The organism is Paenibacillus ehimensis NBRC 15659, assembly GCF_004000785.1.
GTDB classification, from domain to species: Bacteria; Bacillota; Bacilli; order Paenibacillales; family NBRC-103111; genus Paenibacillus_G; species Paenibacillus_G ehimensis.
The window spans coordinates 1-25,384 of the sequence record NZ_BILX01000088.1 but is presented as its reverse complement, the minus strand read 5'-3'; the positions used below and the strand labels follow the sequence as shown (position 1 = coordinate 25,384).

At 57.2% G+C, this 25,384-nt stretch carries 26 protein-coding genes and 1 pseudogene; 7 read left to right on the top strand and 20 right to left on the bottom strand.

Going from position 1 to position 25,384, the window contains the following annotated elements; genetic code table 11:
- Positions 1-32: 32 nt before the first annotated feature.
- From PEH01S_RS30000 to PEH01S_RS29990, 3 genes are all read right to left on the bottom strand, one after another.
- Positions 33-362 carry an SCP2 sterol-binding domain-containing protein gene (locus tag PEH01S_RS30000; RefSeq protein WP_025850230.1) on the bottom strand — a complete coding sequence of 110 codons (330 nt, stop codon included), beginning with the start codon at positions 360-362 and terminating at the stop codon, positions 33-35.
- Positions 363-384: 22 nt separating this feature from the next.
- The gene (locus tag PEH01S_RS29995; RefSeq protein ID WP_127489836.1) at positions 385-2,061 is read right to left on the bottom strand and encodes a long-chain-fatty-acid--CoA ligase; all 1,677 of its coding nucleotides are present in this window, start codon (positions 2,059-2,061) and stop codon (positions 385-387) included.
- A gap of 405 nt (positions 2,062-2,466) precedes the next feature.
- Positions 2,467-3,138, bottom strand: a complete 672-nt coding sequence (locus tag PEH01S_RS29990) for an HAD family hydrolase (RefSeq protein ID WP_025850232.1) — start codon at positions 3,136-3,138, stop codon at positions 2,467-2,469.
- A 137-nt stretch (positions 3,139-3,275) separates the two neighbouring features.
- Here PEH01S_RS29990 and PEH01S_RS29985 point away from each other — a divergent pair, with 137 nt between their 5' ends.
- Positions 3,276-3,863 carry an ASCH domain-containing protein gene (locus tag PEH01S_RS29985; RefSeq protein ID WP_127489834.1) on the top strand — a complete coding sequence of 196 codons (588 nt, stop codon included), beginning with the start codon at positions 3,276-3,278 and terminating at the stop codon, positions 3,861-3,863.
- 117 nt (positions 3,864-3,980) lie between these two features.
- On the opposite strand, the gene PEH01S_RS29980 is transcribed toward PEH01S_RS29985, so the two are convergent.
- From PEH01S_RS29980 to PEH01S_RS29970, 4 genes and pseudogenes are all read right to left on the bottom strand, one after another.
- Positions 3,981-4,421 carry a flavodoxin gene (locus PEH01S_RS29980; RefSeq protein ID WP_025850234.1) on the bottom strand — a complete coding sequence of 147 codons (441 nt, stop codon included), beginning with the start codon at positions 4,419-4,421 and terminating at the stop codon, positions 3,981-3,983.
- A gap of 220 nt (positions 4,422-4,641) precedes the next feature.
- Positions 4,642-4,938 carry a DUF429 domain-containing protein gene (locus tag PEH01S_RS36040; protein ID WP_307720140.1) on the bottom strand — a complete coding sequence of 99 codons (297 nt, stop codon included), beginning with the start codon at positions 4,936-4,938 and terminating at the stop codon, positions 4,642-4,644.
- Between the two features lie 26 nt (positions 4,939-4,964).
- Positions 4,965-5,405 (bottom strand): annotated as a pseudogene (locus PEH01S_RS36035) (DUF429 domain-containing protein); the annotation flags it as partial.
- Positions 5,402-6,055, bottom strand: coding sequence for an HAD family hydrolase (locus PEH01S_RS29970; RefSeq protein WP_407669500.1), 654 nt, complete (start codon positions 6,053-6,055; stop codon positions 5,402-5,404). The gene PEH01S_RS29970 and the pseudogene PEH01S_RS36035, both read right to left, overlap by 4 nt.
- 208 nt (positions 6,056-6,263) lie before the next feature.
- Here PEH01S_RS29970 and PEH01S_RS29965 point away from each other — a divergent pair, with 208 nt between their 5' ends.
- Both PEH01S_RS29965 and PEH01S_RS29960 read left to right on the top strand, forming a co-directional pair.
- Positions 6,264-7,133, top strand: coding sequence for a hypothetical protein (locus PEH01S_RS29965; RefSeq protein ID WP_127489829.1), 870 nt, complete (start codon positions 6,264-6,266; stop codon positions 7,131-7,133).
- A 113-nt stretch (positions 7,134-7,246) separates the two neighbouring features.
- Positions 7,247-7,612, top strand: coding sequence for a hypothetical protein (locus PEH01S_RS29960; protein WP_127489827.1), 366 nt, complete (start codon positions 7,247-7,249; stop codon positions 7,610-7,612).
- A 2-nt stretch (positions 7,613-7,614) separates the two neighbouring features.
- Here PEH01S_RS29960 and PEH01S_RS29955 read toward each other — a convergent pair whose 3' ends face one another.
- Positions 7,615-8,064, bottom strand: a complete 450-nt coding sequence (locus PEH01S_RS29955; RefSeq protein WP_127489825.1) for an SRPBCC family protein — start codon at positions 8,062-8,064, stop codon at positions 7,615-7,617.
- Between the two features lie 145 nt (positions 8,065-8,209).
- Here PEH01S_RS29955 and PEH01S_RS29950 point away from each other — a divergent pair, with 145 nt between their 5' ends.
- The gene (locus PEH01S_RS29950) at positions 8,210-9,019 is read left to right on the top strand and encodes a helix-turn-helix domain-containing protein (protein ID WP_127489823.1); all 810 of its coding nucleotides are present in this window, start codon (positions 8,210-8,212) and stop codon (positions 9,017-9,019) included.
- Between the two features lie 93 nt (positions 9,020-9,112).
- Here PEH01S_RS29950 and PEH01S_RS29945 read toward each other — a convergent pair whose 3' ends face one another.
- Positions 9,113-9,904: a GntR family transcriptional regulator gene (locus tag PEH01S_RS29945; protein WP_246063107.1), complete on the bottom strand. Its 792-nt coding sequence runs from the start codon at positions 9,902-9,904 to the stop codon at positions 9,113-9,115.
- Between the two features lie 231 nt (positions 9,905-10,135).
- Between PEH01S_RS29945 and PEH01S_RS29940 the strand changes: the two genes are divergently transcribed.
- A complete protein-coding gene (locus tag PEH01S_RS29940; protein WP_025850241.1) occupies positions 10,136-11,119 on the top strand; it encodes an N-acetylglucosamine kinase in 984 nt (327 codons plus the stop codon).
- Entirely contained in the window at positions 11,116-12,438 is a 1,323-nt protein-coding gene (locus PEH01S_RS29935) for a 6-phospho-beta-glucosidase (protein WP_025850242.1), read from the top strand. The genes PEH01S_RS29940 and PEH01S_RS29935 overlap by 4 nt, the downstream gene beginning before the upstream one ends.
- 93 nt (positions 12,439-12,531) lie before the next feature.
- Here the strand turns inward: PEH01S_RS29935 and PEH01S_RS29930 are convergent, their stop codons facing one another.
- The 9 genes from PEH01S_RS29930 to PEH01S_RS29890 form a co-directional block, all read right to left on the bottom strand.
- Positions 12,532-13,440: a polysaccharide deacetylase family protein gene (locus PEH01S_RS29930; RefSeq protein WP_025850243.1), complete on the bottom strand. Its 909-nt coding sequence runs from the start codon at positions 13,438-13,440 to the stop codon at positions 12,532-12,534.
- 37 nt (positions 13,441-13,477) lie between these two features.
- Positions 13,478-13,987: a GNAT family N-acetyltransferase gene (locus PEH01S_RS29925; protein WP_025850244.1), complete on the bottom strand. Its 510-nt coding sequence runs from the start codon at positions 13,985-13,987 to the stop codon at positions 13,478-13,480.
- A gap of 184 nt (positions 13,988-14,171) precedes the next feature.
- On the bottom strand, positions 14,172-16,028 hold the full coding sequence (locus tag PEH01S_RS29920) for a hypothetical protein (RefSeq protein ID WP_127489821.1): 1,857 nt from the start codon (positions 16,026-16,028) through the stop codon (positions 14,172-14,174).
- Positions 16,025-17,179 (bottom strand): ABC transporter permease, encoded by a 1,155-nt coding sequence (locus PEH01S_RS29915; RefSeq protein ID WP_025850246.1) that lies wholly within the window; start codon positions 17,177-17,179, stop codon positions 16,025-16,027. Before PEH01S_RS29915 ends, PEH01S_RS29920 begins: the two co-directional genes overlap by 4 nt.
- Positions 17,160-18,365 carry an HlyD family secretion protein gene (locus PEH01S_RS29910; protein WP_025850247.1) on the bottom strand — a complete coding sequence of 402 codons (1,206 nt, stop codon included), beginning with the start codon at positions 18,363-18,365 and terminating at the stop codon, positions 17,160-17,162. The genes PEH01S_RS29915 and PEH01S_RS29910 overlap by 20 nt, the downstream gene beginning before the upstream one ends.
- 34 nt (positions 18,366-18,399) lie before the next feature.
- Positions 18,400-19,014, bottom strand: coding sequence for a TetR/AcrR family transcriptional regulator (locus PEH01S_RS29905; protein WP_025850248.1), 615 nt, complete (start codon positions 19,012-19,014; stop codon positions 18,400-18,402).
- A 258-nt stretch (positions 19,015-19,272) separates the two neighbouring features.
- Positions 19,273-20,100 (bottom strand): carbohydrate ABC transporter permease, encoded by an 828-nt coding sequence (locus PEH01S_RS29900; RefSeq protein WP_025850249.1) that lies wholly within the window; start codon positions 20,098-20,100, stop codon positions 19,273-19,275.
- A gap of 1 nt (position 20,101) precedes the next feature.
- Positions 20,102-20,986 carry a carbohydrate ABC transporter permease gene (locus PEH01S_RS29895; protein WP_025850250.1) on the bottom strand — a complete coding sequence of 295 codons (885 nt, stop codon included), beginning with the start codon at positions 20,984-20,986 and terminating at the stop codon, positions 20,102-20,104.
- 61 nt (positions 20,987-21,047) lie between these two features.
- Complete coding sequence (locus PEH01S_RS29890; protein WP_025850251.1) at positions 21,048-22,424, bottom strand: extracellular solute-binding protein; 1,377 nt, start codon at positions 22,422-22,424, stop codon at positions 21,048-21,050.
- Positions 22,425-22,689: 265 nt separating this feature from the next.
- Here PEH01S_RS29890 and PEH01S_RS29885 point away from each other — a divergent pair, with 265 nt between their 5' ends.
- The gene (locus tag PEH01S_RS29885) at positions 22,690-22,956 is read left to right on the top strand and encodes a YkgJ family cysteine cluster protein (protein ID WP_025850252.1); all 267 of its coding nucleotides are present in this window, start codon (positions 22,690-22,692) and stop codon (positions 22,954-22,956) included.
- A 248-nt stretch (positions 22,957-23,204) separates the two neighbouring features.
- On the opposite strand, the gene lpdA is transcribed toward PEH01S_RS29885, so the two are convergent.
- The gene (gene lpdA, locus PEH01S_RS29880) at positions 23,205-24,623 is read right to left on the bottom strand and encodes a dihydrolipoyl dehydrogenase (protein WP_127489819.1); all 1,419 of its coding nucleotides are present in this window, start codon (positions 24,621-24,623) and stop codon (positions 23,205-23,207) included.
- A gap of 6 nt (positions 24,624-24,629) precedes the next feature.
- On the bottom strand, positions 24,630-25,384 hold a 755-nt coding region (locus tag PEH01S_RS29875), incomplete at its 5' end, for a dihydrolipoamide acetyltransferase family protein (RefSeq protein WP_164828081.1).

Sequence of the window (25,384 nt, the reverse complement as noted above, 5' to 3'; positions counted from 1 at the left end):
TTACTATGGGCTGCGCCGGATCAGGTCCCGCGCTAGAGGCTGGGATAGGCTTTCAGCACCTCCTGAAGCCGAAACGCCGCCGTCAGCCTCCCCTCCACTTTCAATTCGCCCGCAGTGTACACTTGCATGGCGTTCACCTGCTTCCGCATCAGCCGAAGCAGCGTTGCTTCCGACAAGGTCAGCTTGCAGTCCGCCGCATTGGGCGCCCCGTCCGCAAGCTCCGCCTGACCTCCATGAAACCGTACCTGCAGCAGCCGCCCTTCGCCGAAATCGAATTGATATACCGCATTTAACGTTCGAATCGGCCCCGGATTGGCATTCATCCGCGCGACGAGACGTTCGATGTCATCCCGTATTGCCACTCTCGCTCACCCCGCTTATCGATCATGAATCGGACCGTTCCGCCTCTTCTTCCAGCAGCTTTCTGCGCAGTACCTTGCCGACCATCGTTTTGGGCAGATGATCGCGGAATTCGTAAATATGGGGCACCTTGTACGCGGCCAGCCGCTCCCGGCACCATCGGTTGAGTTCCTCGGCCCCCGCCTCGCTGCCCTGCTTCATGACCAAATACGCCTTCACCGTCTCTCCCCGGTACGGATCCCGCACGCCGGCGACCACGGCCTCCTCCACATCCGTGTGCTCGTATAGCACCTCCTCGATCTCGCGCGGATAAATATTGAAGCCTCCGGCGATAATCAAATCCTTTTTGCGGTCCAAAATATAAAAAAAGCCGTCCTCATCCATCCTTCCCATATCGCCGGTATACAGCCATCCGCCCTTCAGCGCCGCTGCGGTCTCCTCCGGCCGGTTCCAATAGCCCTTCATCACTTGGGGCCCGCGGACGGCAAGCTCGCCGACCTCTCCGACCGGCAGCTCCTCCAGCGTCTGCGGGTCGACAATCCGCGCATCCGTATCGGGAAACGGAATACCGATAGAGCCGATTTTCCGCCGCTCCCAGATGTTGTTCCCATGCGTGACAGGCGACGCTTCCGTCAAGCCGTAGCCCTCGACGAGGCGGCCTCCCGAGATGGCCTCGAACTGCTCCTGCACCTCAAGCGGCAGCGGAGCGGCCCCGCTGATGCAGAGCTTCAGCGAAGATATGTTGAACCGCGGCTTGCGGGCTTGCTGAAGAAGCGCAATATACATCGTCGGCGCGCCGGGGAATACGGTCGGCCTCGTCCTGCGGATAGTCTCAAGCAGCAAGCCGGTCTCGAACCGCGGCAGGAGCGCCAGCGTTCCGCCCAAATACACGGACTGATTCAGCAGCACCGTCAGCCCGAACACATGAAAAAACGGCAGCGCCGACAAATACGTTTCCTGTCCCGGCTTCAAACGGTAGGACCACAGCCGGCTTTGGATCGTATTGGCGATCAGGTTATAATGCGTCAGCATCACCCCTTTGGCCCGCCCGGTCGTGCCCCCCGTATATTGGATCAAAGCCAGATCGCGCTCCGCATCCACCTCCGCCGGCCGAAGCTCCGGGGAGCCCCGCTCCATAAATTGCCGGAACGGATAGACGCCGTTACCATAAACGACTTTCCGGTCCAGCCCCTGCTTCCTGGCGAACAACGGGTAGAGCCATTTCTGCGGAACAGGCATGTAATCCTTAATCGACGTGACGATGACATGCCTCAGCTCGGCGGACTCAGCAATTTCCGATACCCGCCGGTACATCAGATCCAGCGTGACGATCGTCCGTGCTCCCGCATCCTTGAGCTGATACTCCAGTTCACGCGGGGTGTACATCGGATTGGTCATTACGACGATGCCGCCCATAAGCAGCGTGCCGAAATAAGCAATGACCGTTTGCGGGCAGTTCGGCAGCATGAGCGCAACCCGGTCGCCTTGACGCACGCCGTGCCGGACGAGCGCGTCCGCAAATCGGCTCGCTTGCTCCAGAAGCGTGCGGTAAGTCATCGTTTTGCCCATAAAATCCAAAGCGGCACGCTGCGGATACGTGCGGGCGGACTCCGTCAAAAAACAAGCCAGCGAATGTCGCGGGTAATCGAACGTCGGCGGCACCTCGGCAGGGTAGTGACGCAGCCAAGGCTTGTCGGGCATTAGAACCACCTCCATGCAAGGTTGCCTTGGTCTGGGGCCGACGCCGACGGTTTCGCCGGTTACGCATGACGCCTCGGCGGCGGCCTTCATTGGGGAAACGGCTCGCTGCCCTGGTGGCCGAACCTGAGGACCGTCCGCCTTGCCCGCTTGCAGCAACGGTCGGCGAGGTTGTCCGAAAGCGTTTCCATCTCCCCCTGTACTTGGTAATTTATGCGCAGCGCGAGGCATCTATGCCATAGATGAGCTTCTCATGAGGAGGCAAACGATTGAACGGGTGGAGTAGGCGGGATTTAATTCCCGGGGAAGAAAAGGAAAGGAAAGCGGAAGCGCACCGGCCACGGGCTGCAAATTGCGTCCTTGCCCGGCATAGTGCGCTTCATTGTAGTAAACCGAATACGAGGCGGATTATGCTCCCGCTTCGGCCGATGGGACCAATCTCTCCAGCTTTTCAAGCCGGATCTCCCGAATCGAGCCAACAATCCAGTCGGCCTTCGATAAATCCTGGTCCCCGGAGTTTGCATTTTGAAACCCGATGCACGTCATGCCGGCGGCTTTGGCCGCAGCCACGCCGTTGCGTGAATCTTCCAGCACGATGCATTGGCCGGGCGCGGCTCCGAGCATCTCAGCGGTTTTCAAATAAATATCGGGCGCCGGTTTTCCACGGTCCACCTCTTCGCCGCTTATCACAAAATCGAAATACGGAAGCAGCCCGAATTTATTCAGCACCGCCTCAATGAACACCCGCGGCGAGGAAGAAGCCAGACCGATCCGCTTGCTGCCATGCAGCGAATGGAGCAGCTCCGCGATCCCTTCGATCGGCCGGTCGTCCGAAGCTTCCAAGTACGACAGCTTCCGATTCAGCTGCAATTCGATGATGTCTTCAACGGACGGCGCCAGGCCGTACTTGAGCCGGATTCGGGTCCACATCTCGGGATTGGTCATCCCGACATACGCTTCCAGCTCCTCCTTCGCAATCGGGACGCCGAGCCCTTCCATCACCTCCATATCCACCTTGAAGTGAAGCGGCTCGCTGTCAATGATAACGCCGTCCATATCGAATATAAAAGCCGTAAACATATCGTTCCCCGTCTCCCCTTTCCTGATCTGGTGCAGCGTGGCATCTGTCTTCGACAACGTGTCGTCTGAACCGATTTTATCACGCTCCCATCGGAGCTCCAAGCGTATGCTATACGATTAGCGAGAGGTGAATGCCGATGCTGTTTAAAAACGACGTGCTGAAAAGACTGGCGGACGGCAGTGTCACGACGGCTTTTCGATGCTGGGAGAAAGCGCGGATCAACGAAGGAACCAAGCTGCGCACAGCGGTCGGCGTGCTTGAGCTTCAAAGCGTAGAGGCCGTCGCGGAAGAGGAGCGTTTGACCGAGGAAGATGCCGGACAAGCGGGCAATGCGTCGCTGGCGGAGCTGCGGAAAGAGCTGGTCCGGTACCGCGGCAAAGGCACCGTTTATCGGATTGAGCTGCGGTATGCCGGCTCCGATCCGCGCGAGACGCTGCGGGAGCAGGACGAGCTGACCGATGCCGAAGCGGATGAGCTGAAGCGCCGGCTGCAGCGCTACGATAGGGCGAGCCGGCGCGGTCCCTGGACGCTGCAAACGCTGCTCCTTATCCAAGAGCTGCCGGGCAGGCGGGCGGCCGAATTGGCCGGCAGAATGGCTTGGGAAACCGATGCGCTCAAAATCAACGTGCGCAAGCTCAAGGAGCTCGGGCTCACGATCAGTCTGGGCACGGGATACAAGCTGTCGCCCCGCGGAACCAGGCTTCTTGAGCATCTTCAGCCTTGACAAGCTCAGCGATCCGACCGATCGACGCAAACCATCTCTTCCTGCATTGACGATGCTTGCGTTGTCTTGCATAGGCAGCGCAAGGGTTGCCTGGATATCCGGCACGCGGCAGTTGTATCAGGCCAAAGCTTCCGCGACCTTCTTGCCGAGTGCCCGGCAGGCGGCTTTATCCGAATCCGACGGGTTTAATTCCACCTTCAACCCTTCTGCGACAACGTCCGCTCCGAGCTCCTCCAGCTTCTCCTTGAGGATGTCGACCGCCTTTCCGAACTGCGCGTACGAGGAATCGGCCGAACCGAAGACAGCCGCTTTTTTCCCGCTCAGCTCCAGACCGTCCATCTCTTCGTAGAAATCCAGAAATTCGTCGGGCAGCTCGCCGTCGCCCCAAGTGTAGGCTCCAAGTATAATACCGTCATACTCTCCCAGCTCGTGACCGCTGGCATCCATCACATTTTTGACGACCGGCTCGATCCCCGCTTCGCGGACCCCCTCTGCAACCTCGTCAGCCATTTCCTCCGTATTGCCCGTCATGCTGGCAAACAAAATTATCAGTTTCATGTCCAAGCTCCTCCGTTTTCCGTAATGTTCCAAGTGTTTCCTCAACCATATTAAATGATAATGATTATCATTGTCAATTATGTTTTTTTCGAGAACCTGCCTATTTTCAGCCGGTAAAAATATCAAAGCCGGAATCCCCTGTGCTGCAAGGAATCCCGGCCTTCGAAATTGCCGCATAGTTTGATAAGCAAAATCCAAGCTGGCTGTGAAGCCGGTGCTGCTAAATCGATTCTTGCCTTCCGGCGGCAAGCGGTCGCTCCTCCGGCTTGTAGAACGAAATCGTACGCCGCAGCCCCGTCCGGTCCGCATCGCCTTCGGCAGGCACCTGACGCAATGCGCCGCCGCTGAGGCAGCCGGTTACCGCGAGCACAAGCGCGTCGAGCATATCGTCGCGGGCAAGCGCCTTGCGCGTATACCGCGCGAGCAGCTCGTCGACGATGAGATCGGCGTGCGCGCAGACCCGCCGCAAATGCGCGAGCCGCTCGGCAAGCCTTCCGGCGTCTTCTTGCCGTGGCACATCGGCCCGCCGAAGAGCTGCGCAAAGCACAGCTCTGGATGCGACTCGCGGAAGCGCCCGCGCGCCTCTGCGTCCCGCTGGAGCAGTTCGTCGAGCCGGCGAATTTTCGGCACGAGGCCCCAGGACTGGCGCGACAAGCCGCGGCCGCTGACCTGCCGCTGCAGTGCATTCGCCTCAGCGTAGCCGGCCGCTCCCAGCACCTCGCGTACCGGCGCGGCGAAGATGGAGGACGCCCGCCCCGGCTTCAGCAGCTCCCGCGCGAGCGCGTCGCAAGCGCGCGGCTCCCGGCCGTCGGCCAGGCCGATCGGCATATCGATCAGCAGCAGCCTGGCCTCCCGGTGGGCTTCCCACAGGCGATCGGGATCTTCATATACGTCCGCGGCCCAGCTTCGTCCGTCCTCCGACAGCGCCACCGCAAGCCAGCCGGCCGGGCAGCCGTCGATGCCCACATAGCCCCCGCGGCTCATCCGCGCAGCAGTTCCGCGAGCGAGTGCACGGTTGCGGCGGTATATGCGGGCTCCGCCAGTCTGAGCTCTTCGACGGTGCCATAGCCGTAAGCGACAGCCGCCGAATCCATTCCGTGAGCCCTCGCTCCCTCGATATCGTGCTTCCGGTCGCCGATCATCAGGCAGGCGGAAACGGGCGGGAAGCCCGCCAGCTCCAGCGCATAGGCGATCACGTCCGCTTTGTCCGAGCGCGTCCCGTCAAGCTCGCTGCCCGCCGGATGGGCGAAATGCCGGTCCAGCCCGAAATGCGCCAAAATTTGCCGTGCAAACACGAGCGGCTTCGAGGTCGCGACGATCAGCTTGCGGCCCTCTGCCCCGAGCTCCGCCAACAGCTGCGGGATACCGGGATACACTTCGTTTTGAAACATCCCCCGTTCCGCGAAATATTCCCGGTACCAGCCAATCGCTTCCCGGGCCTGTTCCGGGGTAAAGCCATACCGCTCTCGCAGCGACACCTGCAGCGGAGGACCGATAAACGGCGTCAGCTTGTCCAAATCCGGTTCTTCGATTCCCATGCGCCCCAAAGCATATTGAACCGACCGGGTAATGCCTTCCTTCGGATCGGTTAATGTCCCGTCCAGGTCGAACAATAAATGCGTATACCGGGTCATTCCCATAAGCGTTCTTTCTCCTCTCGCGCAGCGCCGGGCTGCTCTTCATTTCAGCTCCATTATACCGTGTTTCCGGGGAGCGCGGCCTTTTTTCGTGACAGCTGCCTCAGGGACACCTGTACATACCAGGGGACGACGGATGACATACCTTATATAGGTGCAAGCAGGACGACAGAAACTCACATCGGCTATACGGGAGAGGATCGAAGTGGCTAGAGGACTATTCGATGTTGTGGTGAACCCGGAGCACGGCGAGGATACGATGACGTTGGTCGCGGATTGTACGAACGGCTACGAACACGAGCTCCATACGCTTCGGGACGGAACAATGGTCATTTTGAAAAAAGAAGGCGGTCCGGGAAAACAAATCCGCATCGTGCGGGGACACGACGACGAATGCCCGTTTCATTACATCGAAATGGGACCGGCTACGGCCCAAGCCGCCGGCCTGTTGGGAGCAGCCCGCTGCCTGCTGGAATACAACGAGCTTGAACGTACCGTTACCCTGACCCAAATTACCGTGAACAAAGAACAGGTCATCCTGCTTACCGAAAGGGGCAGAACGGAGCCGAGAGTAAGAATCGGATATTCGTTGCTGAACAAGCTTGGAATGGCCGCCCCACGGAGGAGCCGGAGCGTAAGGGCCAGACGCGGAAGTGCTTCCGTCAAGCTCCGCCTCTCGGTGCCCGAAAACGAGCTGAGCGAAGAGTGCGTGCTGTCGGCAGGCGCTGCGGCCAAGCTCCGTCTGGGCAGCGGGCAGCTATGTCTGCTTGCTTACGATCAAGCGGACCGGACGCTATCGTTCTCGCCGCTGTCGGGCATACCGGAATCCGGCGCCCCTGCGGCCGGTTCTGTGCCGGGAGACTCGGCTCAGCCGACAAGATCCCAATACCGGTCGAAGCCCGTACAACGAACCGGTACCAAAACCGGCCGGAACGGCAAATGGCGGACCCGCAAAATCGTCCCGTCCCATCCGTTCGTTCCATACCCGACAAAAACTTCGAAGCCGGAATCCCCTTCCAAGACCGGAGCATCCGTCGTATGGTTCGGCCCGAAGCTCCGCGCAAAACGCGGGTAAATCGAGCCTCTTTCATCTGTAACCCAATTGTCATCGGCAAGTCATTGTCATACCGCCTCGTTCTTACTATGCTGAAAGAGATGAAAATCTTTTAGCAAAAGGAGGATCGCTCTATGCTTTATGCGGCTCTGGCGCTGCTTGCCGTGCTGCTGGTTGCCGGGGTGCTCAAGCGGCTGGGCGCGAAGACCGTCTATTCTACGGCTCTGCTCTTGTCGGTGCTGTTATCGCTTGTCGCCAACTTGGGTCTGGGACAGAACTATTTTTACAATTTGATTCCCGGCATTCATGACGGAGGCTTAGGCATCTCCAATCAGGTTGCTTACTTGATCATCGGCGAGGACCTGTGGATGCAAGCGCGCTTTCGCATCGCGTTCGAACGGTCCGTATGGATTACGCTCCTTCTGATCATCGCCTATGCCGTTGCAAAAATCGCAGAAAGCAAAACGGAACGAAGCAAGGCTCCGTCCCGTTTGACATGATATTAATAACCGAAATCAAGCGTTTTGCCCGTTTCGGCGCAGGTTTTGATGCTGCTCAAAATCATGGGCCAGCTTTGCCGGGCGTTCTCGTACGACGGATGATCGGACGTCCACCGGTCATTGACCAGCGTCAGCTTGGTGCAGCCCCCCATAGGCTCCAGCGTGAACGTGATCCGTGTCTCCAGCTCGGCGTGGTTCTCCCGGTAAGACGGTCCGGGATGCTCGGTCACGCTGAGCAGCCGGTTCGGCTCGATCGCAAGCACCTTGCCGTAGACGTGGACGGTTTCGTCGCCGTCGTTCCCGGGTCCCACATACGCGAAATCGCCGCCGACCTCGAAGGTGGAACGGATCGTACAGCCGAACATCGTCTTTTTCACGCCTTCGTCCGAAATCAATACCTGCCAAACGTCCTCCGGCGACGCCCCGATATAGTAATGGTAAACAAGATCCATCCTTATCCCTCCGCGAACCAATGAATTTGGAATTGCAATCGGACGCCCCGACTGCTACTCTTACTATACATTCGGCTGCGGACAAGCGTATAGGAAAAACGCGACAGAACGATTTTCCCGCTAGACGGAGCAAGGGAGTGATTTGATGCATACGACTGGCGATGAGTCCCCAAGAGGAATATTGCATCCGAAAACCGGCGAAAAAAAGTTTGCGCTGTCCCGCTTCCGGCCTTCGGCGGAGATCGGCTTCTTTGTGCAGCGCTATTGGATCGTCAAGTGGGACTTGCGCAGAGAAGCGCCGTATCGTCAGACGGTATTGACTCATCCGAACGTCAACCTGGTTTTCGAACCCGAGCTTACGCGCATTTACGGCGTTGCCAGCGCGACCTCCTCGCATGTGCTGCAGAACCGCGGCTGGGTGCTCGGTCTGAAATTCAAGCCCGGAGGCTTCTATCCCTTCCTGAACGAGCCGGTATCCCGGCTGACGGACAGCTCCGTCAGCTTTCGCGAAGTGTTCGGGATGGACAGCGGACCGTTAGAGAAAGAAATTTTTGCCCAGGAGGAAATAGAGGCGGCACTGAACCGGGTGGAAGCGTTTCTCGGCGAGCGGCTCCCGGCGCCGGACGACAACGTCAGCTTGGTGAGCGATATCGTCAGCCTCATCCGAAACGACCGGACCATCGTCAAAGTGGATGACGCTGTCCGCCAAACCGGAGTGCACAAGCGAACGCTGCAGCGCTTATTCGACCGCTATGTCGGAGTAAGCCCCAAATGGGTCATTCGCCGCTATCGGCTTCATGAAGCGGCCGAACAGATGCATCATGGTCCCGTTCCCGATTGGTCGCAGCTCTCCTTGGCGCTCGGCTACTACGATCAGTCCCATTTCATCCGCGATTTCAGATCGATCGTGGGGCCGTCGCCGGAGCAATACGTCAGGAAGCACCATTCCGGTTAACCCCGGCCGCTTACCGTTTCGAAGATGCACGACAAGCGTTGAGCAGGTCCGGTTCGTTGGAACCGGGCCGCTTTGCTATGCCTTTTTTTCGGGTCAGACGTCGCCGTCCGGCTCATGCTGCCACGGGTCGGGCAGCAGTCCCGTGTACTTGGCAGAAGGCGACTGAAGGTCGCGCTCCAGCACGAACTTCGATCGGTCGCCGCGGAATATTTCCTGCGAATGCTCCAGCGGCATGCCTGCCGTATCATAGGTGACCGAGCGGACCATCAAGGCGGGGGCCCCGACGGCGACCTCCAAATATTCGCCGTACTGATCGTCGGTCAGAATCGGCTCGATCCAGTCCACGCATTTGCTTAATTGATGCCCGTACTTGCCGCGGAACACGTCGTACAGCGAGCCTTGAATGTCCTCAACGGCAAGACCCGGCGCGACCTTCCACGGAATATAGGTAATGGAATATTTCAAGGGCGTCCGGTCGACATACCGCATGCGGATCAGCTTGAAGAGCGGGTCCGTTTCGGCAATGTGCAGCATCTTGGCCAACTGCGCGGTCGCCGGCACCACGGCGAATTCCAGCACTTTCGTTTCGCCGGATAGCCCCAGGCGTTTCATATAATCGTCAAAGCTGATGTAGCTGGACAACGGCTGCTGTATTTTGGAGGAAGCGACGAAGGTGCCCTTGCCTTGCGTCTGCTCGATATGCCCCTCCAGCTTCAAATGATGCAGCGCTTGCCGCACCGTCGTCCGGCTCACCTCGAACTGCTTGCACAGCTCGTATTCGGTCGGCAAGCGGTCCCCTGGCCGGTATTGTCCCGACTCGATCAGCTCCAGAATGCGGTCCTTCAGCTTATGATAGAGCGGCGCGTCCGCTTTCGTTTTCGTCACGTTGTAACCTCCGATAGAACCCATAGTCATTGTTCTAATACATTCGATACAAATTTAGATACAACTATAGGATACAACGTTGAAGATAGGTATTCAAGAGCAGGTTTTATCGGAAAATGACCCGTTGACGCCGCCCGGAAGGCATGTTAAATTTGTAATGACAAATATAAATTCGTAACATTTGTAATAACAAATGCTTCTTAAGAGAGAACGAAAGGAGTCGGCTTCAGCATGCGCTATATCATCGGCGTAGACGGCGGCGGAACCAAAACGTACGCAGTCGTTATCGACGAGCATGGAAACAAACGGGGAAGCGGCATTGCCGGATGCGGCAATCATCAGATTGTCGGCATCGATAAAGCGCTGGGGCATATCCGGCATTCCGTCATGCAAGCGATTCAGGAGGCCGGTCTGACCTATGACGATATCGCCTTCGTCCAGTACGGTCTTGCGGGTGCGGACCGGGAGCGCGATTTTTCGATTCTTCGCCCGGCGCTGGCGACATTGCCTTATGCGCATTGGGACATCGTCTGCGATACGATGGAAGGCCTTCGCATCGGCTGTCCGGACAATGCGGGCGTCGTGCTCGTCTGCGGCAGCGGCACGAATGCGGCGGGACGCAACGAGGAAGGCCGCACGGTTCAGACCGGGGGGCTCGGAACGCTGTACGGCGACGCCGCGGGCAGCCACTACATGGCGACGCGGACGTTCCAAGCGGCGGTACGCTCATGGGAATACCGGGAAATTCCGTCCGTTCTGCAGCACAAAGTGCCTCGTTATTTCGGTTTCAACACCGTCGAGCAGATGGTGAACGATTTTCTGGACCGGGATATTTATTCACTGCGGGAGGGCAACCTCACCATTGTGCTGCACGAGGCGGCTAACGAAGGCGATTCTCTGGCGATACGGATCCTGCAGGAAACCGGCCGGGAGCTCGGCATTGCGGCGTGCTCGGTCATCCGCCGGCTTGGCGGCTTCCGGAAGGAGACGATTCCGATCGTGCTGGTCGGCAGCGTCGTGCAGAAAGGCCGCAATCCGCATTTACTCGCCGCCTTGGAGGAGACGGTTCGGCAGGAGCACGGCTCCATCGAACTGGTCATTCCTGAGATGGCTCCGGTTTACGGCGCCGTGCTGCTTGGCATGGACCGTCTGGGTCTGGCGGCCGGCGAAGCTATTCATTCCAAATTTGCAGCTTACGGAGGGTATGAAGCATGAAAAAGGAATCGTTAAAAGTGGCCGTTATCGGCGGCGGCTCTTCCTACACGCCCGAATTGATCGAAGGCTTCATCAAACGGTATCCCGAGCTTCCCGTGAAAGATTTGTACCTGGTCGATATCGAAGCAGGCAAGGAAAAGCTCGAAATCGTCGGCAACCTGGCCCGGCGCATGCTGGAAAAAGCGAACGTGCCGATCAATCTCCACTTGACGCTGGACCGCCGGGAAGCGATCCGGGATGCCGACTTTGTCACGACGCAGCTCCGCGTCGGCCTGCTCGCGGCACGCGCCCGGGACGAGCGCATTCCGCTGCGCTACAATTTGATCGGGCAGGAAACGACCGGCGCGGGCGGCTTCGCCAAGGCGCTTCGCACGATTCCGGTCATTCTGGACATTTGCAAGGACATGGAAGAGCTTGCGCCCAATGCTTGGCTGCTCAACTTTACGAATCCGGCGGGGATTGTGACGGAAGCCGTACTGAAGCATTCCAGCATCCGGACGATGGGGCTCTGCAATTTGCCGATCGGCACCCGGATGCAGATCGCCAAGGCGCTGAACGTGGACGTCTCCCAAGTGGACATCGAGATGATCGGCATTAACCATCTGAACTGGACGACCCGCGTCATCGTGGACGGCGTCGACGTAACCCGGCAGGTGCTGTTCCAAGCGGCAAGCGGACAAAGCGGGTTTACGATGAAGAACATCCCGGATTTCGGCTGGGATCTCGAATTTTTGAAATCTCTCGGCTCTCTTCCATGCGCTTACCACCGTTATTATTATTTGCGCGACGAGATGCTGAAAGAGCAGCTCCATGCGGCGGAAACGACCGGCACGCGGGCGGAAGCCGTGAAGAAGGTCGAGGACGAGCTGTTCGAGATGTACAAAGACCCGAACCTGAACGTCAAACCGCCACAGCTCGAAAAACGCGGCGGCGCCTATTATTCCGAAGCGGCGCTGAATCTGGTCTCTTCCATTTACAATAACAAAAAGGACATCCAAACCGTCAATGTGCGCAACAACGGCATCATCGGATGCCTGCCGGACGACGTCTCGGTGGAAGTGAACTGCGTGATCGACGCGAACGGCGCCCATCCGGTACAGCTTACAACGCCGATCGACGCGAAAATCCGCGGGCTGCTGCAAGCGGTCAAAGCGTACGAGGAGCTGACAGTCGAAGCTGCCGTCACCGGGGACTACGGCACCGCGCTTCAAGCGCTGACGCTCCATCCGCTCGTCGGCTCCGCTTCGCTGGCGAAGTCGGTGCTGGACGATATTTTGCGGGAAAACCAAGCGGAGCTGCCCGCTTACTGGCAGCGTTAACGCCCCGTCGGAAACACCCTACCCGCATATACAGCAAGCTCCCGCCTGACTCCTTTCGGAGCCTGGCGGGAGCTTTCCATTTCCGTGCCCGGGCTAAGCTTCCTTTCGCATCAGGCGCTGCAGCTCCGACCATCGAATCAGACGGATGCCTTCGGAAGCAACCACCTGACGAATGGCCGGATCCCGGAACACCTCGAACTCCATTCCCCTTTTCTCCCAATGGGAATGAATGGCCTTGAGCTCTTCGTCGATCCGTGAAGGATGAATGATGATTTCCGTGATGCCGGGCTTCAGCGAACGAAGCAAGGCGGCCATGCCGTCCCGGAACGACTCGTACGTCTCCCCCGGCTCCTGCACAAAGGGCAGGCTGCGCAGATGATCGATGATCGCGACGCCCTTCCGGTCGGCCAGCGCTGCCCGCGCCTTCGCAATCTCGTACGCTTGCGGCGGAATTCCCGGGTCGCCGGGCTCCAAGTATCTCGGCAGGCGGAACGGCAGCCCATAGGCGGCGCAGACGTCCAGGACGATCTCCAAAAAGTCGCGGCCCGTATGCAGCCCGTACAGGCTTCCCATATGATTGTCCGCATGGCTCGGATTCAGGCCCATCCGCAGCGCCAGCTCGATCTGGCTCACGATTTCCCGGCGGATGTCGTCTTGGTCCGCTTCGCGTTCGACGGTCGCACTGTCCGCAGGAAAATAGCCCTCCGCCGTCAGAAGCGAAGCGACCGGGCCTGTGCGGGTGACGGGCCCCCATTTGTAGGTGGGCCATTCGCTGGTAAAGGTCAAATGCACGCCGACGTCGCAGGCCGGATGCTTTGCAGCCCAGCTCACCGCTTCCTTTGCCCATGGACAGGGCATCATGACCGTAGCTGACGATACGGCGCCTTCCAGCAGCAGCTGCTGCACCCCTTCGTTCGTGGCATGGCACATTCCGAAATCGTCGGCGTTGACAATTAACAATCTGTCGCTTTTGCCGTATCCCAATGCTTCGGCAGTATTCACGTCAATCTCTCCTTATTCGGATCGTTTGAACTGCGCGTCATTGCTCCAAGGAAAGGCTTAAGATGTGCTGCATGCCGATCGGCCCCTGCCGCTTCCTTCCCGTATCCCGAAACCCCACTGCTTCATAGAGCCGCTTGGCAGCAAAGTTTCGTTCGTTGACCGCCAGAACAATTTCTTCCACTCCAGGGAGATGCTCCGCCACAAAAGCGGCCACGTTCTGCATGCCCCGTTTGGCATAACCGCGTCCTTGCTCAGCGTGATTGACGGAAAATGCCCGGAGAAGAATCGCATTCGGATTATCGGAAAGCGAGGCGGTTGTTTCACTGCGATGCAGGATGAAAAAGCCGACCGGCGTATCCCCGGCCAAAATGACGACCGGATACTGGTTCTCGTCATTTAACGAAGCCTCAAGCACCTCGTCGGGGAGCGCCGTAAACTTGGCCTGTTCTTCCGGAAGTTCAAACGCCCGGAGCGCCGCATCGTGCTCGCGCCGGTAAAAACGAAGCTGAGCGACCTGTTCCTTTGTCTCGTATGTATCGTAGCGCATCGAATTTTTCTCCATATCCGGCTTGGTATAGAACTCCACATGCTGCTATTTTATCATACTCTTACCAGCTTCTGAACCGCCCGGATAAAATGAGAAAAGCTTCCGATCGAAGCCTTTTCAATCCTTGTAAAAAAGCAGGCTCTCGCTGGGAGAACCTGCTTTTTCGGGTATGTCAAAAACCTTCCTATTGCTTCAGAACGCCGACAAGCCGCTTCGCTTCGCCCGTCGGGGTCGTGATCACTTCGTAAATATTGATGTCCAGCGGATACTCGTGCTCTTCGGTACGCAAGGTGTCGAACTGAATAAACTGCACGCCGCTGATCAACCGATTGACGCCGCTGAACGGTAGCGACTTGGTCGATAAAATTCTGCCCGTTTTATCTACCAGCTCCAGCTGCATTTTGGACGAATTCGGATCCACGACGACATGCTCATTGCGGGTAATGTCCATATCGAGCTTCATACGGTACGTATAGCTGATCGGCGTGTTCGGGGAGAGCGCCGAAGGTACATTATACCGCGCGTTCAGCGTCCAGTCGTTGAGCTTGACCTTGAACGGATAGAACGACATATTTTGCAGATCCAGCTTCGATTCCTGCATCGTCACACGGTACGCCCCGATCGTCGTCGAAGCCGGCGCCGCCGTCTTCGCATCCGTGAACTTCAGAACGTATTGCTCGTCCTGGTTTTCGGTCGGCATGTTGAACGCATAGCTTACGGCATAGCTCGTTTGCGGCATAATTTCCGCAATGGCCCCCGCTTGCCGGTTGCCGGAATACGTCATTCCCTGCGCCGTAATCAGCTTCGTCTGGAAGGTCGGCACCGGAACCGGCAGGTCGCTGTTGTTCGTGAGCAGCAGCTTCGCAATGACGGTCTGATAGCCTTCGCCCTCGTTCTCATGGCGGTGGAACTCAACCATCGATACCGACAGATGCGGATCGATCGTATCGGACAAGCTGTCGAAGACGAACGGCTGACCCGGCTCGTAAGGCTTAGCCGCATTATATTCCGTCGAGCTGCTCGTGACCGGCACCGCCACTTGATAGCGTCCCACGCTGTAGGAAACCTGGCTGGGCTGGCCTTTGGGATCGAGTTGGCGGAACGTTTCCGGAGTCAGCACGTTGAAGCTCGTGAGTACGGTATCTTTATCGGTCGGGATGGCGAAATGGATATACCGCTGCTCCTTCGGTTCGAGCACCAGCGGCGACGCCTCGACCCGTTTCCCCGGGAAGACGGTTTTATCCGTGCGCCCGTTCCCGTTCGACTTGCCGTCGAGAGTAAAGTCCGGAACAGCCTCTTTGGTCGCGGACGGGTTCTCCACGCGCATCTTCACCGTCGTTACCGGTCCTTGCGGCGTATTGTCCCGGTTCACGGAAACCGGCGTATAGACAAGCGGCGATTCCAGCGCCGGACTTAACGTAAAGGAGCGCTCCCAAGGCAGCACCGATGAAGCGGAATTCGTGAAGCTCGACAGCGGTCCGGTCCATTCCTGCCCTTTTACCGGCACCGCAAGCTGCACGGTCTCCTTCTTCGGATACGAGTACCAATCGACGGCATACCAGACCAGCTCGGTCAGCTCCGACGGGTCCCGGCGGTCCACCTTGACGAGGAAGTTCAATTCTTCCGTCGTGCCCGGACGAATGGCATGGGCGTTAAAGACGCTCGCTTGCATCGGATATTCATACCCGTCGGCGGTTTTGACCCGCAGCTCCAAGTCCGGAATTTTCGCTACCTTGGCGTCCAAGCTCCGAACCCGTACAACCGCAGCGATGCGGGTGCCTTCGCTTGTCGTTTCGTTCAACAGGCTCTTGATTTCGACCTGCAGCTTATCCGTGAGCGCATAGCTTTGCAGCTGCGGCGTTCCGGCGATCGCGCCGGAGGCCTGGACGCCGGAAGCCGCCTGCGACGCGTCCGCCGCTGCCGCAGCTTCCGGCGCAGCCGAAGCCGCCATGGCAGGCGGAATGGACGCCGTACCGAGCAGGGAAGCCGTCAAAACGACGGATAATGCCGTTTTTTTCCATTGTTGATTCGAATTCGTCATGCTGCAACCTCTCCCACTGTTGAATTTACCTTAACCCGGCGCGTCTCCCACATCGTCAGCAAACCGACGGCGAGCGACATCACGCCGATCATCACTACAAATACACCGAGTTCCCTTGCGAAATATTCAAGCGAGCCTCCGCGGTAGCCGATGCCCCGAATGAATTTAAACAGCCAGGTCAGCGGCAGCATGTTGCTGATCGCTTGAATCGGCCCGGGGAATATAATCGTGGCCACCTGCACACCGGACAGCATGAAGGACGGATACACAATCGCATAAGTGCGAAGCGCCACCTTCGACGGGTCCGACGCCGTCCAACCGACGACCATGCCCATCAGCGTGACCGTCAGCGTATAGAGCAGCAGCGGAACAAGAAATTCCAGCGGGTTCCCGACAAATCTCAGCCCGCCAATCTGCTTCAGAAGGCCAAAGGCCAGCATCAGGCTGACGCAGGAGATCACCGCGTAGGGCAGCACCCGCGACCAGAGCCCGATCGGCGAACGAAGCGCCTCCTCCAGCCTGCCCTCCACCCGCAGGCGAGGGACGATGGATGCCGCGGCGATGGCGGTAATCCCCAGAGCCACCACATTGACGAAACCGATGACCATAAAGCCTATAAAATCGGAGGTCGGGTTAAACAGCAGCCGCTGCTGCAGCGAGAGCGGGGAGGCAATCCCCATCGCCGCATCGTCGCCGAGTCCCATGACCTTCAGCTTGCCTACAGACAGCGTCGTATTCTCGATCGTAACCAGCTCCTGCATCCCGGAACGGATATTCCCGATCGCCGACGGCATGGAGTTGTCGATAAGCAGACCGATATTGATTTGCTTCCCTTGGAAGCGGTACTGCTCCATTCCCCGCGGCAGGTACATGACGACCATATATTTTTCATTGGCCATCAGCTTTTCCGGCGGGATCGCTTCGTGGAATACGTCCACGACGTTCATATATTGGGACGCGTTCACCTTGTCGATAAACTGCTGGCTGTACAAGCTGTTGTCTTCATCGACGACCGCCATCGGCGCTTCGTTGATTTGACCGTTCTTGAACATGTAGCCGAACAGCGCCGCTACGATCAGCGGAGCGATCAGAATCGCCAGGACGAATTTGCCGGATAGCGCGTATTTCCACTCATCGAGCTGGGATTTCATCGACATGCACCTCCGCTGTCATGCCCGGCAGCAGCTTGTCGGTCCGCTCTACGTAGACACGCACTTGGAACGAGTTCAAATCTGCGGTGCCTTTCTCCCGGCTCATGCGAAGCGCGGCGAATTGCGGCGCAGCCGTGACGAACTGGACTTTGCCCTCCACCTTGTCCGGCAGTGCGGCAAAATGCGTAGGAACGACCGAACCGGCCTGGAACTTGCCGACTTGGCGCTCATCGACATACAAGTCGTAATAGAGCTTGCCTGTTTCCAATACGACGACCGGCATCCCGGAGCCGACATTCTCGCCCATCTTCGGTATGATTCGGACCACTTTGCCGTCGGCCGGAGCGCGCAGCGTGAAGCGGTCCTTCTGTACCTTCAGCGATTCCATCAAAATGTTCAGCTGCTCCAGCTGCTTGTTCAGCGCCTCCAGGCCGATCCGCTGATTCGCAATATCGCCCTCGGCGAGCTGCTGCTGCTCGACGACCGCCTTGGCGCGGTCCGCTTGCAGCGCGGCCAGCTTACGTTCTTTATCCGTAGCGCCGGCCAGCATTTTATCCAGAACGGCCTGCTGCTGGTTTCTCGCATTCTCCAGCGTCACGACCTGGTTGCGCGCCTTCTCGACCGCGTCGCGGTGATCCTTGTACGAATACGGATTATTATCGTACGTCTCCTCCGTATTCAGCAGCTGGTTATACATCTTGAGCGCATGCGTGTACGCTTCCTCCGAAGCCGCGACAGCAAGCTTTTGCCGTTCGATATCCTCGTCTCTCGCGCCGTCCGCCACCTGCGCCTCCTGCGTCTCCGCCTGCGACAAGCCGATCTGCGCCTGCTTCACCGCATTTTCCAGCTTGCTTTGGGCGACTTGGATGCCGTCTTCCGCCTGCTTGATCTTTAAGGTCGTCACCTCCACGTCGGCCTGCGCTTTGCGGAGCTGCAGGTCGATATCCGTCGGATCAAGCGTCATCAGCACGTCGCCCTTGTGTACCGTCTGCTCCTCTTTGATCGGCAGATCGATGATTTTGCCGCCGACGCCTTGAAACGACACATTCACCTGCTCCGCCGTCAGAATGCTTCCCTTATTGGAAGAAGCCAGCGTTACCGCATCCTTGCCCTGCGCCGCCAGCATCCAGCCTCCCCCGCTGAGCGCTAAGGCCAATACAACGATCGCCGCCACTTGTTTCTTCATTTCCTCCGTTCCCCTCTCCTGATGCTTCTCTTCTCTATATTTTGCTTTTGATTCCGTTAAGAATGAATTTGGTCGTCAATTCGACAATCATTTTTTCAATTTCGGCCGCCGTAGGCCGGCTCGATTCGTGCTCGTCCTGAAATACGGGGTCCAGAAACGGGCTGCTGCGCGAAAATATGAGCGTGCCTACAATAAAATGGACCGTATGCCGGGTCGAGTCGAACTCGAAACGCCCTTTGGCTTTGCCCGCCTCAAGAATGAAGCGCAGCTGCCGCCACAGCTTATGGATAATGGATTGCAGCTTCTCCAGCCGCGGACTCTCCATCATGACCTCCTGCTGGAGGATGTTGATCAGCTCCGGCTCGGCCAAACGAAAGAGCGCAAACTCCCGGACAAACGCTTGCAAATCCTGCACAGGATCTTCGAGATCGTACTCCGTTACCAGGAACGCCGGGGCGAACGTTTCAAACAGCGCGTAGAACACGTTTTCCTTGCCGCCAAAATGATAAGACACCAGAGCCAGCGCCACTCCCGCTTCATCGCAAATTTGCCGCACCGTCGTGCCTTCGAAGCCTTTTTTTGCGAACAGCTTCTTGGCGGCGTTCAAAATTTTCAGCTTGACGTCTTTTCCCTGCGCTTCTGGTTTCATGAAAACCTCCCTTTCGAATTGAACACATGTTTTGAACATACGTTTTGAACAATTGTTCAAGTCATCTCTGAATGGTATTTTATACTGGATAATCTAACCTGTCAATAGAAAACTAACCATTTTTTTGGCCTGCTGCAGGCGTCCGCTGTTCTCCGCTCCTATCAAGCGGGAGATTTTCGGACCAACGCAAAAAAAGCCCGGGCCGAATGCGGCCGGAGCTTCGAGGCTTGACGCAGCGAAGGCGGGCAGAAGGGGCGATTACCCCTTTACGCTGCCCGCCGTGACGCCCTCAATAATTTGTTTTTGCAAAAAGGTGAAGATGATAATGATCGGGATGACGCTGATACTGATCGAAGCGCACAAGGCGCCATAGTTCATGTTGAATTTGTCCGCAAACCCGACGACCGCCACAGGCAGCGTCCGGAGCGTCTGTGTGGATAGGAATAAGTTCGCCATGACATATTCGTTCCAATGGCCGAGGAAGTTAATGATAAACACCGTAACGAGCGTCGGCAGCGACAGCGGGAATACAACCCGGAACAGCAAGCCGTAAGCGGACAGCCCGTCCATAATGCCGGCCTCTTCAAGCTCGGTAGGAATCGCCTTCATGAAAGCGGCCACGACAAAGACGGTTAACGGGATCCCAAACGCCATATACGGAATAATGAGCGCCAGAGGGGTGTTGTACAGCCCCATGTCCTTCACCATTATATACAGCGGAATAAGCAGTGAGGCGGGAGGAATGAGCAGCGAGAGCAGCAGCAGCCCGTACACCAGCTTGCTGATCGATGGAAACCGCATTCTCGTGACCGCGAAGGCGATCCCCATGGCGAGCAGCAAGGAGCCGACCGTAGCAATGGTAGCGATATAAAGGCTGTTGATAAAGTACGTCCCCAAATGCGAATTCGTCAGCGCGCTCTCATAGTGCGAAAAGGAAAACTCCGAAGGCAGGCCCCATGGATTCGTGATGATCTCGTTATTTTTCTTTAAAGACGAGATCGCAATGAAGTAGATGGGATAGACGACGATAAGCACATACGGAATCAGGACGAGATGAGGAATACTTTTGGCCAACGCTTTCTTCATGTCAGTATTTAACCTCCTCTACCCTGCGTGAGAACAGATGGAAAATGAGCGTGACGACAGACGTAAACACAAAAATGATAATGGCAATCGCATTGGCGTAACCGTATTCGCCGGCTGAATACGCCTGCTTATACATATACGTGGCCATGACTTCCGAACTGCCGAAAGGACCGCCGCTGGTCATGATCAATACGATATCCAGCGCCTTCATCGCGCCCGTGATCGACAGCAGCATGACGACGACAATGACCGATCGAATGAGCGGCACGGTGATGTGCCACGCTTTCTTGAAGCCGACGGCGCCATCGATTTCCGCAGCCTCCAGCACTTCCGAAGGGATCGCGAAGATGGCCGCGAGCACCAGAACGATATAAAATCCGGTCCACTGCCAAGCGTTCGCAACGAGCACCGCAGTCATCGCCGTATCCGGGTTGCCGAGCCACGGCTTGGCCACATCGGCGAACCCGGTAGCGCGGAGAAGCTGATTGAGCAGCCCGGCATCCGGTTGGTATATGAATTGCCATATAATCCCGACGGCGGCCGTCGACAGCACGCTCGGCAAAAATACCGATACTTTGTAAAGCCCCAGCATTTTCTTCGCCCTGCTGATGATAATGCCGACCGCGATGATGATCGGAACCTGAATAATAAGCGAAAACCCGACAAAATAGACGTTGTTTTTAAATCCGATCCAAAACTTCTCGTCTTGGAGCGCTTTAAGGAAGTTTTCGATTCCGTTAAACACCGGTTCGTTAATCCCGTTCCAGCTTGTGACGGAATATCTTAACGACGAGAACAACGGGACAATATAGAACGTCACATACAAAGCCAGGGCCGGGACGACAAAAATTAAGTAGGCCACCGGATTCCTCAGCACCTTATTCATGGATCACCCTCCGATAGCAAAATGCGGGCGCCGCGCGTTGGCGGCACCCTCGTTTAGCTGTTTATTTTTTTTCGCCGTCGGCTTTATTCGCTTCTTCCTGCGTTTTTTGCATGCGTTCGGCTACTTTCTCCGGTGCAATTTGTCCGCCAAGCAGTTCTTGCATCGAAGCTTCGAGCGTCACCTTCACTTTCGGCTGAACCAAAGCGTCGAACGCCGGGAATGCGCCTTTGGCCGAGCTTTGAGCGTCGCTGATTTCTTTCACCAGCGGATGCGCATCGTTAGAGCCTTTTACGTTTTTCATCGCCGGAATCCGGTTTGCTTTGTTGAGCTGATCGGCTTGATTCTCGACCGTGTAGAAGTTTTTGATAAACGTTTTAACGGCCTTCAATTCGTTGTCGTTCAGGTGAGCGGAGAAGCCGTAGCCGTTACTCCAGCCGCCGTTGATGTAGCCGTCGCCTTTGCCGCCCACATCCGGGAGACGGAAGAAGCCGACATTGTCTTTCACGGTCGATTTTTCTTTGTCAAGCACCGCGGAAGTCGCCCACGTGCCGTCAAACAGCATGGCAGCCTGGCCTGTGTAGAACTTCGCCTGGCCCTCGGCATATTTCAGCCCCAACACGTTGGGATCGATATAGCCTTTATCCTTCAACTCCTTCATCCGCTTGAACGCATCGACAACCGGAGCGTCAGTCCACTTGGTTTTGCCCGATTTGAACCCTTCCTGCTGCTCGGTGCCGCCTAAGCCGACAAACAGGCTGTTGCCGAGCATGTTGATCGCCCAAGCGCTTTCCGGTCCGCCGCCCAGCGCGATCGGCGTCATTTTTTTCGCTTTCAAAGCTTCGCAGACTTTGAGGAACTCTTCCCAGTTTTTCGGAACCTGCACGCCGGCGTCCTGGAACATTTTCTTGTTGTAGTAGAACCCTTCCACGTAACCGGACTCCGGCAGGCCGTAGATTTTGCCGTCTACCGTAAATTCGCTGAGGTTGTAGAATTGGTCCGACAAGCCGAGTTCTTTAAGAATATCGTTCAGCGGGAGCAAGTGGCCTGCCTTGGCGTAGTTCTGGGTGTCTGCGCCGCCGAATAGGTTGAAAATATGCGGCGGCTTGCCGGAGGACATCTCCGCTTTCAGCTTGACATCGCGATTGACGGTATCTTCGACGCCGTCGAGGTTGAGCTTAAGTCCCGGAACGTCCTGCTCCGTTTTTGCCGTCACCTTTTGCAGCAGCTCCAGCGTCGATTTCGCCGTATCCCGGACGTTGATGTGGCGCACCGTCATTTGGAACGAGCCGGCTTTCGCCTCCGTGCCGGCAGCCGCCTTGCCGGCCTCCCCGCCTTTGTCTTTGTCGTTATTTGCAGCCGGCGCAGAGCTGCCGCAGCCAGCCAGTACGGTGGTCAGCAAGAGCGCTGCGCTTGCGGAACAAAGTACACTTTTCTTCATCTGGGAATCCCCCTATGTCGATATTTGGATCGGTGACCTTCACCTTGCTTTTATTATAAAATCGCGCCATGACGCCTCACAGGTATACATTTCAACTTTCGCGGGATAAAATTATCTACTTATTTATATTTTCCATTTTTAATAGTGTTTTCCTGACACAAAAAAGGACAACCCACAGGTCGCCCGATAATCGAAAGGATATGGTATAATAAGAGGATTCGTCGTAGCGCGCGTTTTAAGGCGCCGGAGAATAGGAGGTAACCCTATGGAGTGCCGGATCGGATGCGCTGCGTGCTGCATCGTCATATCGATTTCTTCCCCGATCCCGGGCATGCCGGAAGGCAAGCCTGCCGGCGTTCGCTGCGTCCAGCTCACGGCGGATAACCGCTGCGGATTGTTCGGGAGCCCGGAACGCCCGGCCGTATGCGGCAGCCTGCGGCCCTCGGAGGAGATGTGCGGCCAATCGAACGAGGAGGCCTACGCATATTTGGCAGCTTTGGAGCGGGCGACAGCCGGCAACGAAAAGCGGTAGCTTGATCATCATTATGAGGGCCAGCTTGGAACCAATCGAGCCGCAATTTTTACCTAGATACAATTTTGTATCACTGGCGACAGGGCAATTCGCTTGGCAAGGCTGTGTCGTTTCATTTCATAGTTTTTCGATTTCGGTGCGATAAAAACGAAGTAAATAAGCCTCAGGAAATAGGCTTAAAGTTTTAAAAAACCCGAGGCGAAAGCAGCTTAAAAGCCGCTTTCGCCTCGGGTTTTAGGTTACACGCATTATTTTTTGATCAGTTGGTGAATCGGATGGCCTAGCGCGCCTTCGGCGGCGTCCATCGTGATTTCGCCAAGCGTCGGATGCGCGTGGATCGTCATCGCAATGTCTTCCAGCGTAGCGCCCATCTCGATGCCGAGCGTCAGCTCCGCGATCAGGTTGGAGGCTTCCGCGCCGACCACCTGCGCCCCGATCAAAAGACCGGTGTCTTTGTCGCCGACAAGCTTCACAAAGCCGTCCGTGACGTTCATCGATTGCGCGCGGCCGTTCGCCCCGTAAGGGAACTTGCCGGTGAACACGTTGATGCCTTTGGCTTTCGCCTCGGTCTCGCTGAAACCAACGCCGGCGATCTCCGGATCGGAGAAGACGACGGCCGGAATGACTTTGTAATCCACAACGCTCGGCAGTCCGGCAATGGATTCTGCCGCGACCTTCGCCTCATACGAAGCTTTGTGGGCCAGCGCCATGCCCGGTACAATGTCGCCGATCGCATAGATATGCGGAACATTCGTCTGGCATTTTTCGTTGACTTGGATCAAGCCGCGTTCGCCGACCTGTACGCCTGCAAGCTCCAGGGACAAGTCGCCGTCGGTATTCGGACGGCGGCCGACGGTAACCAGTACGTAGTCCGCGGTTACTTTATGCTCTTCGCCTTTGACGGTATAAGTCACCGTCACGTCCTTATCCGTCTGCTCGCAGCCTTGAGCCATCGCCTCGGTGACGACCTCGACGCCGAGCTTTTTCAGGTTGCGCGCCACCGGCTGCGACAGTTCTTTTTCGAAGCCCGGCAGGATGGAGTCGGAGCCTTCCAGCACCGTTACTTTCGCGCCGAACTTGGCATACGTTTGTCCCAGCTCGATACCGATATAACCGCCGCCGATAACGACGAGGCTCTTCGGCAGCTCGCTAAGCGACAGCGCTTCGGTCGAGGACAGAATGCGTCCGCCGAACGGGAACGCCTTCAGCTCGATCGGACGGGAGCCGGTCGCGATGATGCAATGGTTGAACCGGTAGCGTGCCGTTTCGTTATCGTTGAAGACGCGCGCTTCATGCTCGTTGATGAACAGCGCCTCGCCGTTGAACACTTGGACCTTGTTGCCTTTCAGCAGCATTCCGACGCCGCCGGTTTGCTTCTTGACGATGCCGTTCTTCCAATCCTGCACCTTGGACCAATCGACTTTTACGTTGTCCGCCGAAATCCCAATCTCGGCGGCATGGCTAACGACCTCGTATTGATGTGCTGCGGAAATCAGCGCCTTGGACGGAATGCAGCCGCGGTTCAAACAAACCCCGCCGAGCTCCGCTTTGTCTACGATGAGCACGCTTTTGCCAAGCTGGGCTGCGCGGATGGCGGCTACGTAGCCGCCGGGACCTGCGCCGATGACGAGAACGTCAATTTCAACCGATGCGTCTCCTACTACCATCGTGGATTACACCTCCATGACAAGCAGTTCCGGATCGGCCAGCAGCTGCTTGATATAGTTCATAAAGTTTTGAGCCGTAGCGCCGTCGATAATGCGATGGTCGAAGCTGAGCGACAGCGCCATAACCGGAGCGATGACGATTTCGCCGTTCTTCACGACCGGCTTCTCGCTGATGCGGCCCGTTCCGAGAATCGCCACTTCCGGGAAGTTGATGATCGGCGTGAAGAACATGCCGCCGGCGGAGCCGATATTCGTAATCGTAAGCGTGGAGCCTTTCAACTCGTTCGGACCGAGCTTGCCTTCGCGGCCGCGTGCCGCAAGATCCTTGATCGCGGCGGCAATGGTCCAAATATTTTTGCGGTCCGCATCCTGGATGACCGGTACGATCAAACCGTTGTCCGTATCCGTCGCGATGCCGATATGGTAGTACTTTTTGTAGACGATTTCCTGCTTCTCTTCGTCGATCATGGCGTTCATCGCCGGGAATTGACGGGCTGCCGCCACCAATGCCTTCACGATGAAAGGCAGGTACGTGAGCTTGACGCCCTTCTTCTCGGCGACCGGCTTCGCTTTTTCGCGCAGCGCGACGAGGCGGGTCACGTCGACTTCGTCCATCAGGGTCACGTGCGGAGCGGTATAAGCGCTCTTGACCATCGCATTGGCGATCGCCTTGCGGATGCCTTTCAGCGGTACGCGCTCTTCCTCGCGGTCGCCGCTGACCGGCGCGGCTGCCGAAGGCGCCGCCGCGCTTGCCGCCGGAG

Excerpts from the sequence above, each read along its gene's own strand:
- PEH01S_RS29995 (WP_127489836.1), bottom strand. The coding sequence starts at position 2,061 with ATGCCCGACAAGCCTTGGCTGCGTCACTACCCTGCCGAGGTGCCGCCG.
- PEH01S_RS29990 (WP_025850232.1), bottom strand. The coding sequence starts at position 3,138 with ATGTTTACGGCTTTTATATTCGATATGGACGGCGTTATCATTGACAGC.
- PEH01S_RS29985 (WP_127489834.1), top strand. The coding sequence starts at position 3,276 with ATGCTGTTTAAAAACGACGTGCTGAAAAGACTGGCGGACGGCAGTGTC.
- PEH01S_RS29980 (WP_025850234.1), bottom strand. The coding sequence starts at position 4,421 with ATGAAACTGATAATTTTGTTTGCCAGCATGACGGGCAATACGGAGGAA.
- PEH01S_RS29970 (WP_407669500.1), bottom strand. The coding sequence starts at position 6,055 with ATGACCCGGTATACGCATTTATTGTTCGACCTGGACGGGACATTAACC.
- PEH01S_RS29960 (WP_127489827.1), top strand. The coding sequence starts at position 7,247 with ATGCTTTATGCGGCTCTGGCGCTGCTTGCCGTGCTGCTGGTTGCCGGG.
- PEH01S_RS29955 (WP_127489825.1), bottom strand. The coding sequence starts at position 8,064 with ATGGATCTTGTTTACCATTACTATATCGGGGCGTCGCCGGAGGACGTT.
- PEH01S_RS29950 (WP_127489823.1), top strand. The coding sequence starts at position 8,210 with ATGCATACGACTGGCGATGAGTCCCCAAGAGGAATATTGCATCCGAAA.
- PEH01S_RS29940 (WP_025850241.1), top strand. The coding sequence starts at position 10,136 with ATGCGCTATATCATCGGCGTAGACGGCGGCGGAACCAAAACGTACGCA.
- PEH01S_RS29935 (WP_025850242.1), top strand. The coding sequence starts at position 11,116 with ATGAAAAAGGAATCGTTAAAAGTGGCCGTTATCGGCGGCGGCTCTTCC.
- PEH01S_RS29925 (WP_025850244.1), bottom strand. The coding sequence starts at position 13,987 with ATGCGCTACGATACATACGAGACAAAGGAACAGGTCGCTCAGCTTCGT.
- PEH01S_RS29920 (WP_127489821.1), bottom strand. The coding sequence starts at position 16,028 with ATGACGAATTCGAATCAACAATGGAAAAAAACGGCATTATCCGTCGTT.
- PEH01S_RS29915 (WP_025850246.1), bottom strand. The coding sequence starts at position 17,179 with ATGAAATCCCAGCTCGATGAGTGGAAATACGCGCTATCCGGCAAATTC.
- PEH01S_RS29910 (WP_025850247.1), bottom strand. The coding sequence starts at position 18,365 with ATGAAGAAACAAGTGGCGGCGATCGTTGTATTGGCCTTAGCGCTCAGC.
- PEH01S_RS29905 (WP_025850248.1), bottom strand. The coding sequence starts at position 19,014 with ATGAAACCAGAAGCGCAGGGAAAAGACGTCAAGCTGAAAATTTTGAAC.
- PEH01S_RS29900 (WP_025850249.1), bottom strand. The coding sequence starts at position 20,100 with ATGAAGAAAGCGTTGGCCAAAAGTATTCCTCATCTCGTCCTGATTCCG.
- PEH01S_RS29895 (WP_025850250.1), bottom strand. The coding sequence starts at position 20,986 with ATGAATAAGGTGCTGAGGAATCCGGTGGCCTACTTAATTTTTGTCGTC.
- PEH01S_RS29890 (WP_025850251.1), bottom strand. The coding sequence starts at position 22,424 with ATGAAGAAAAGTGTACTTTGTTCCGCAAGCGCAGCGCTCTTGCTGACC.
- PEH01S_RS29885 (WP_025850252.1), top strand. The coding sequence starts at position 22,690 with ATGGAGTGCCGGATCGGATGCGCTGCGTGCTGCATCGTCATATCGATT.
- lpdA (WP_127489819.1), bottom strand. The coding sequence starts at position 24,623 with ATGGTAGTAGGAGACGCATCGGTTGAAATTGACGTTCTCGTCATCGGC.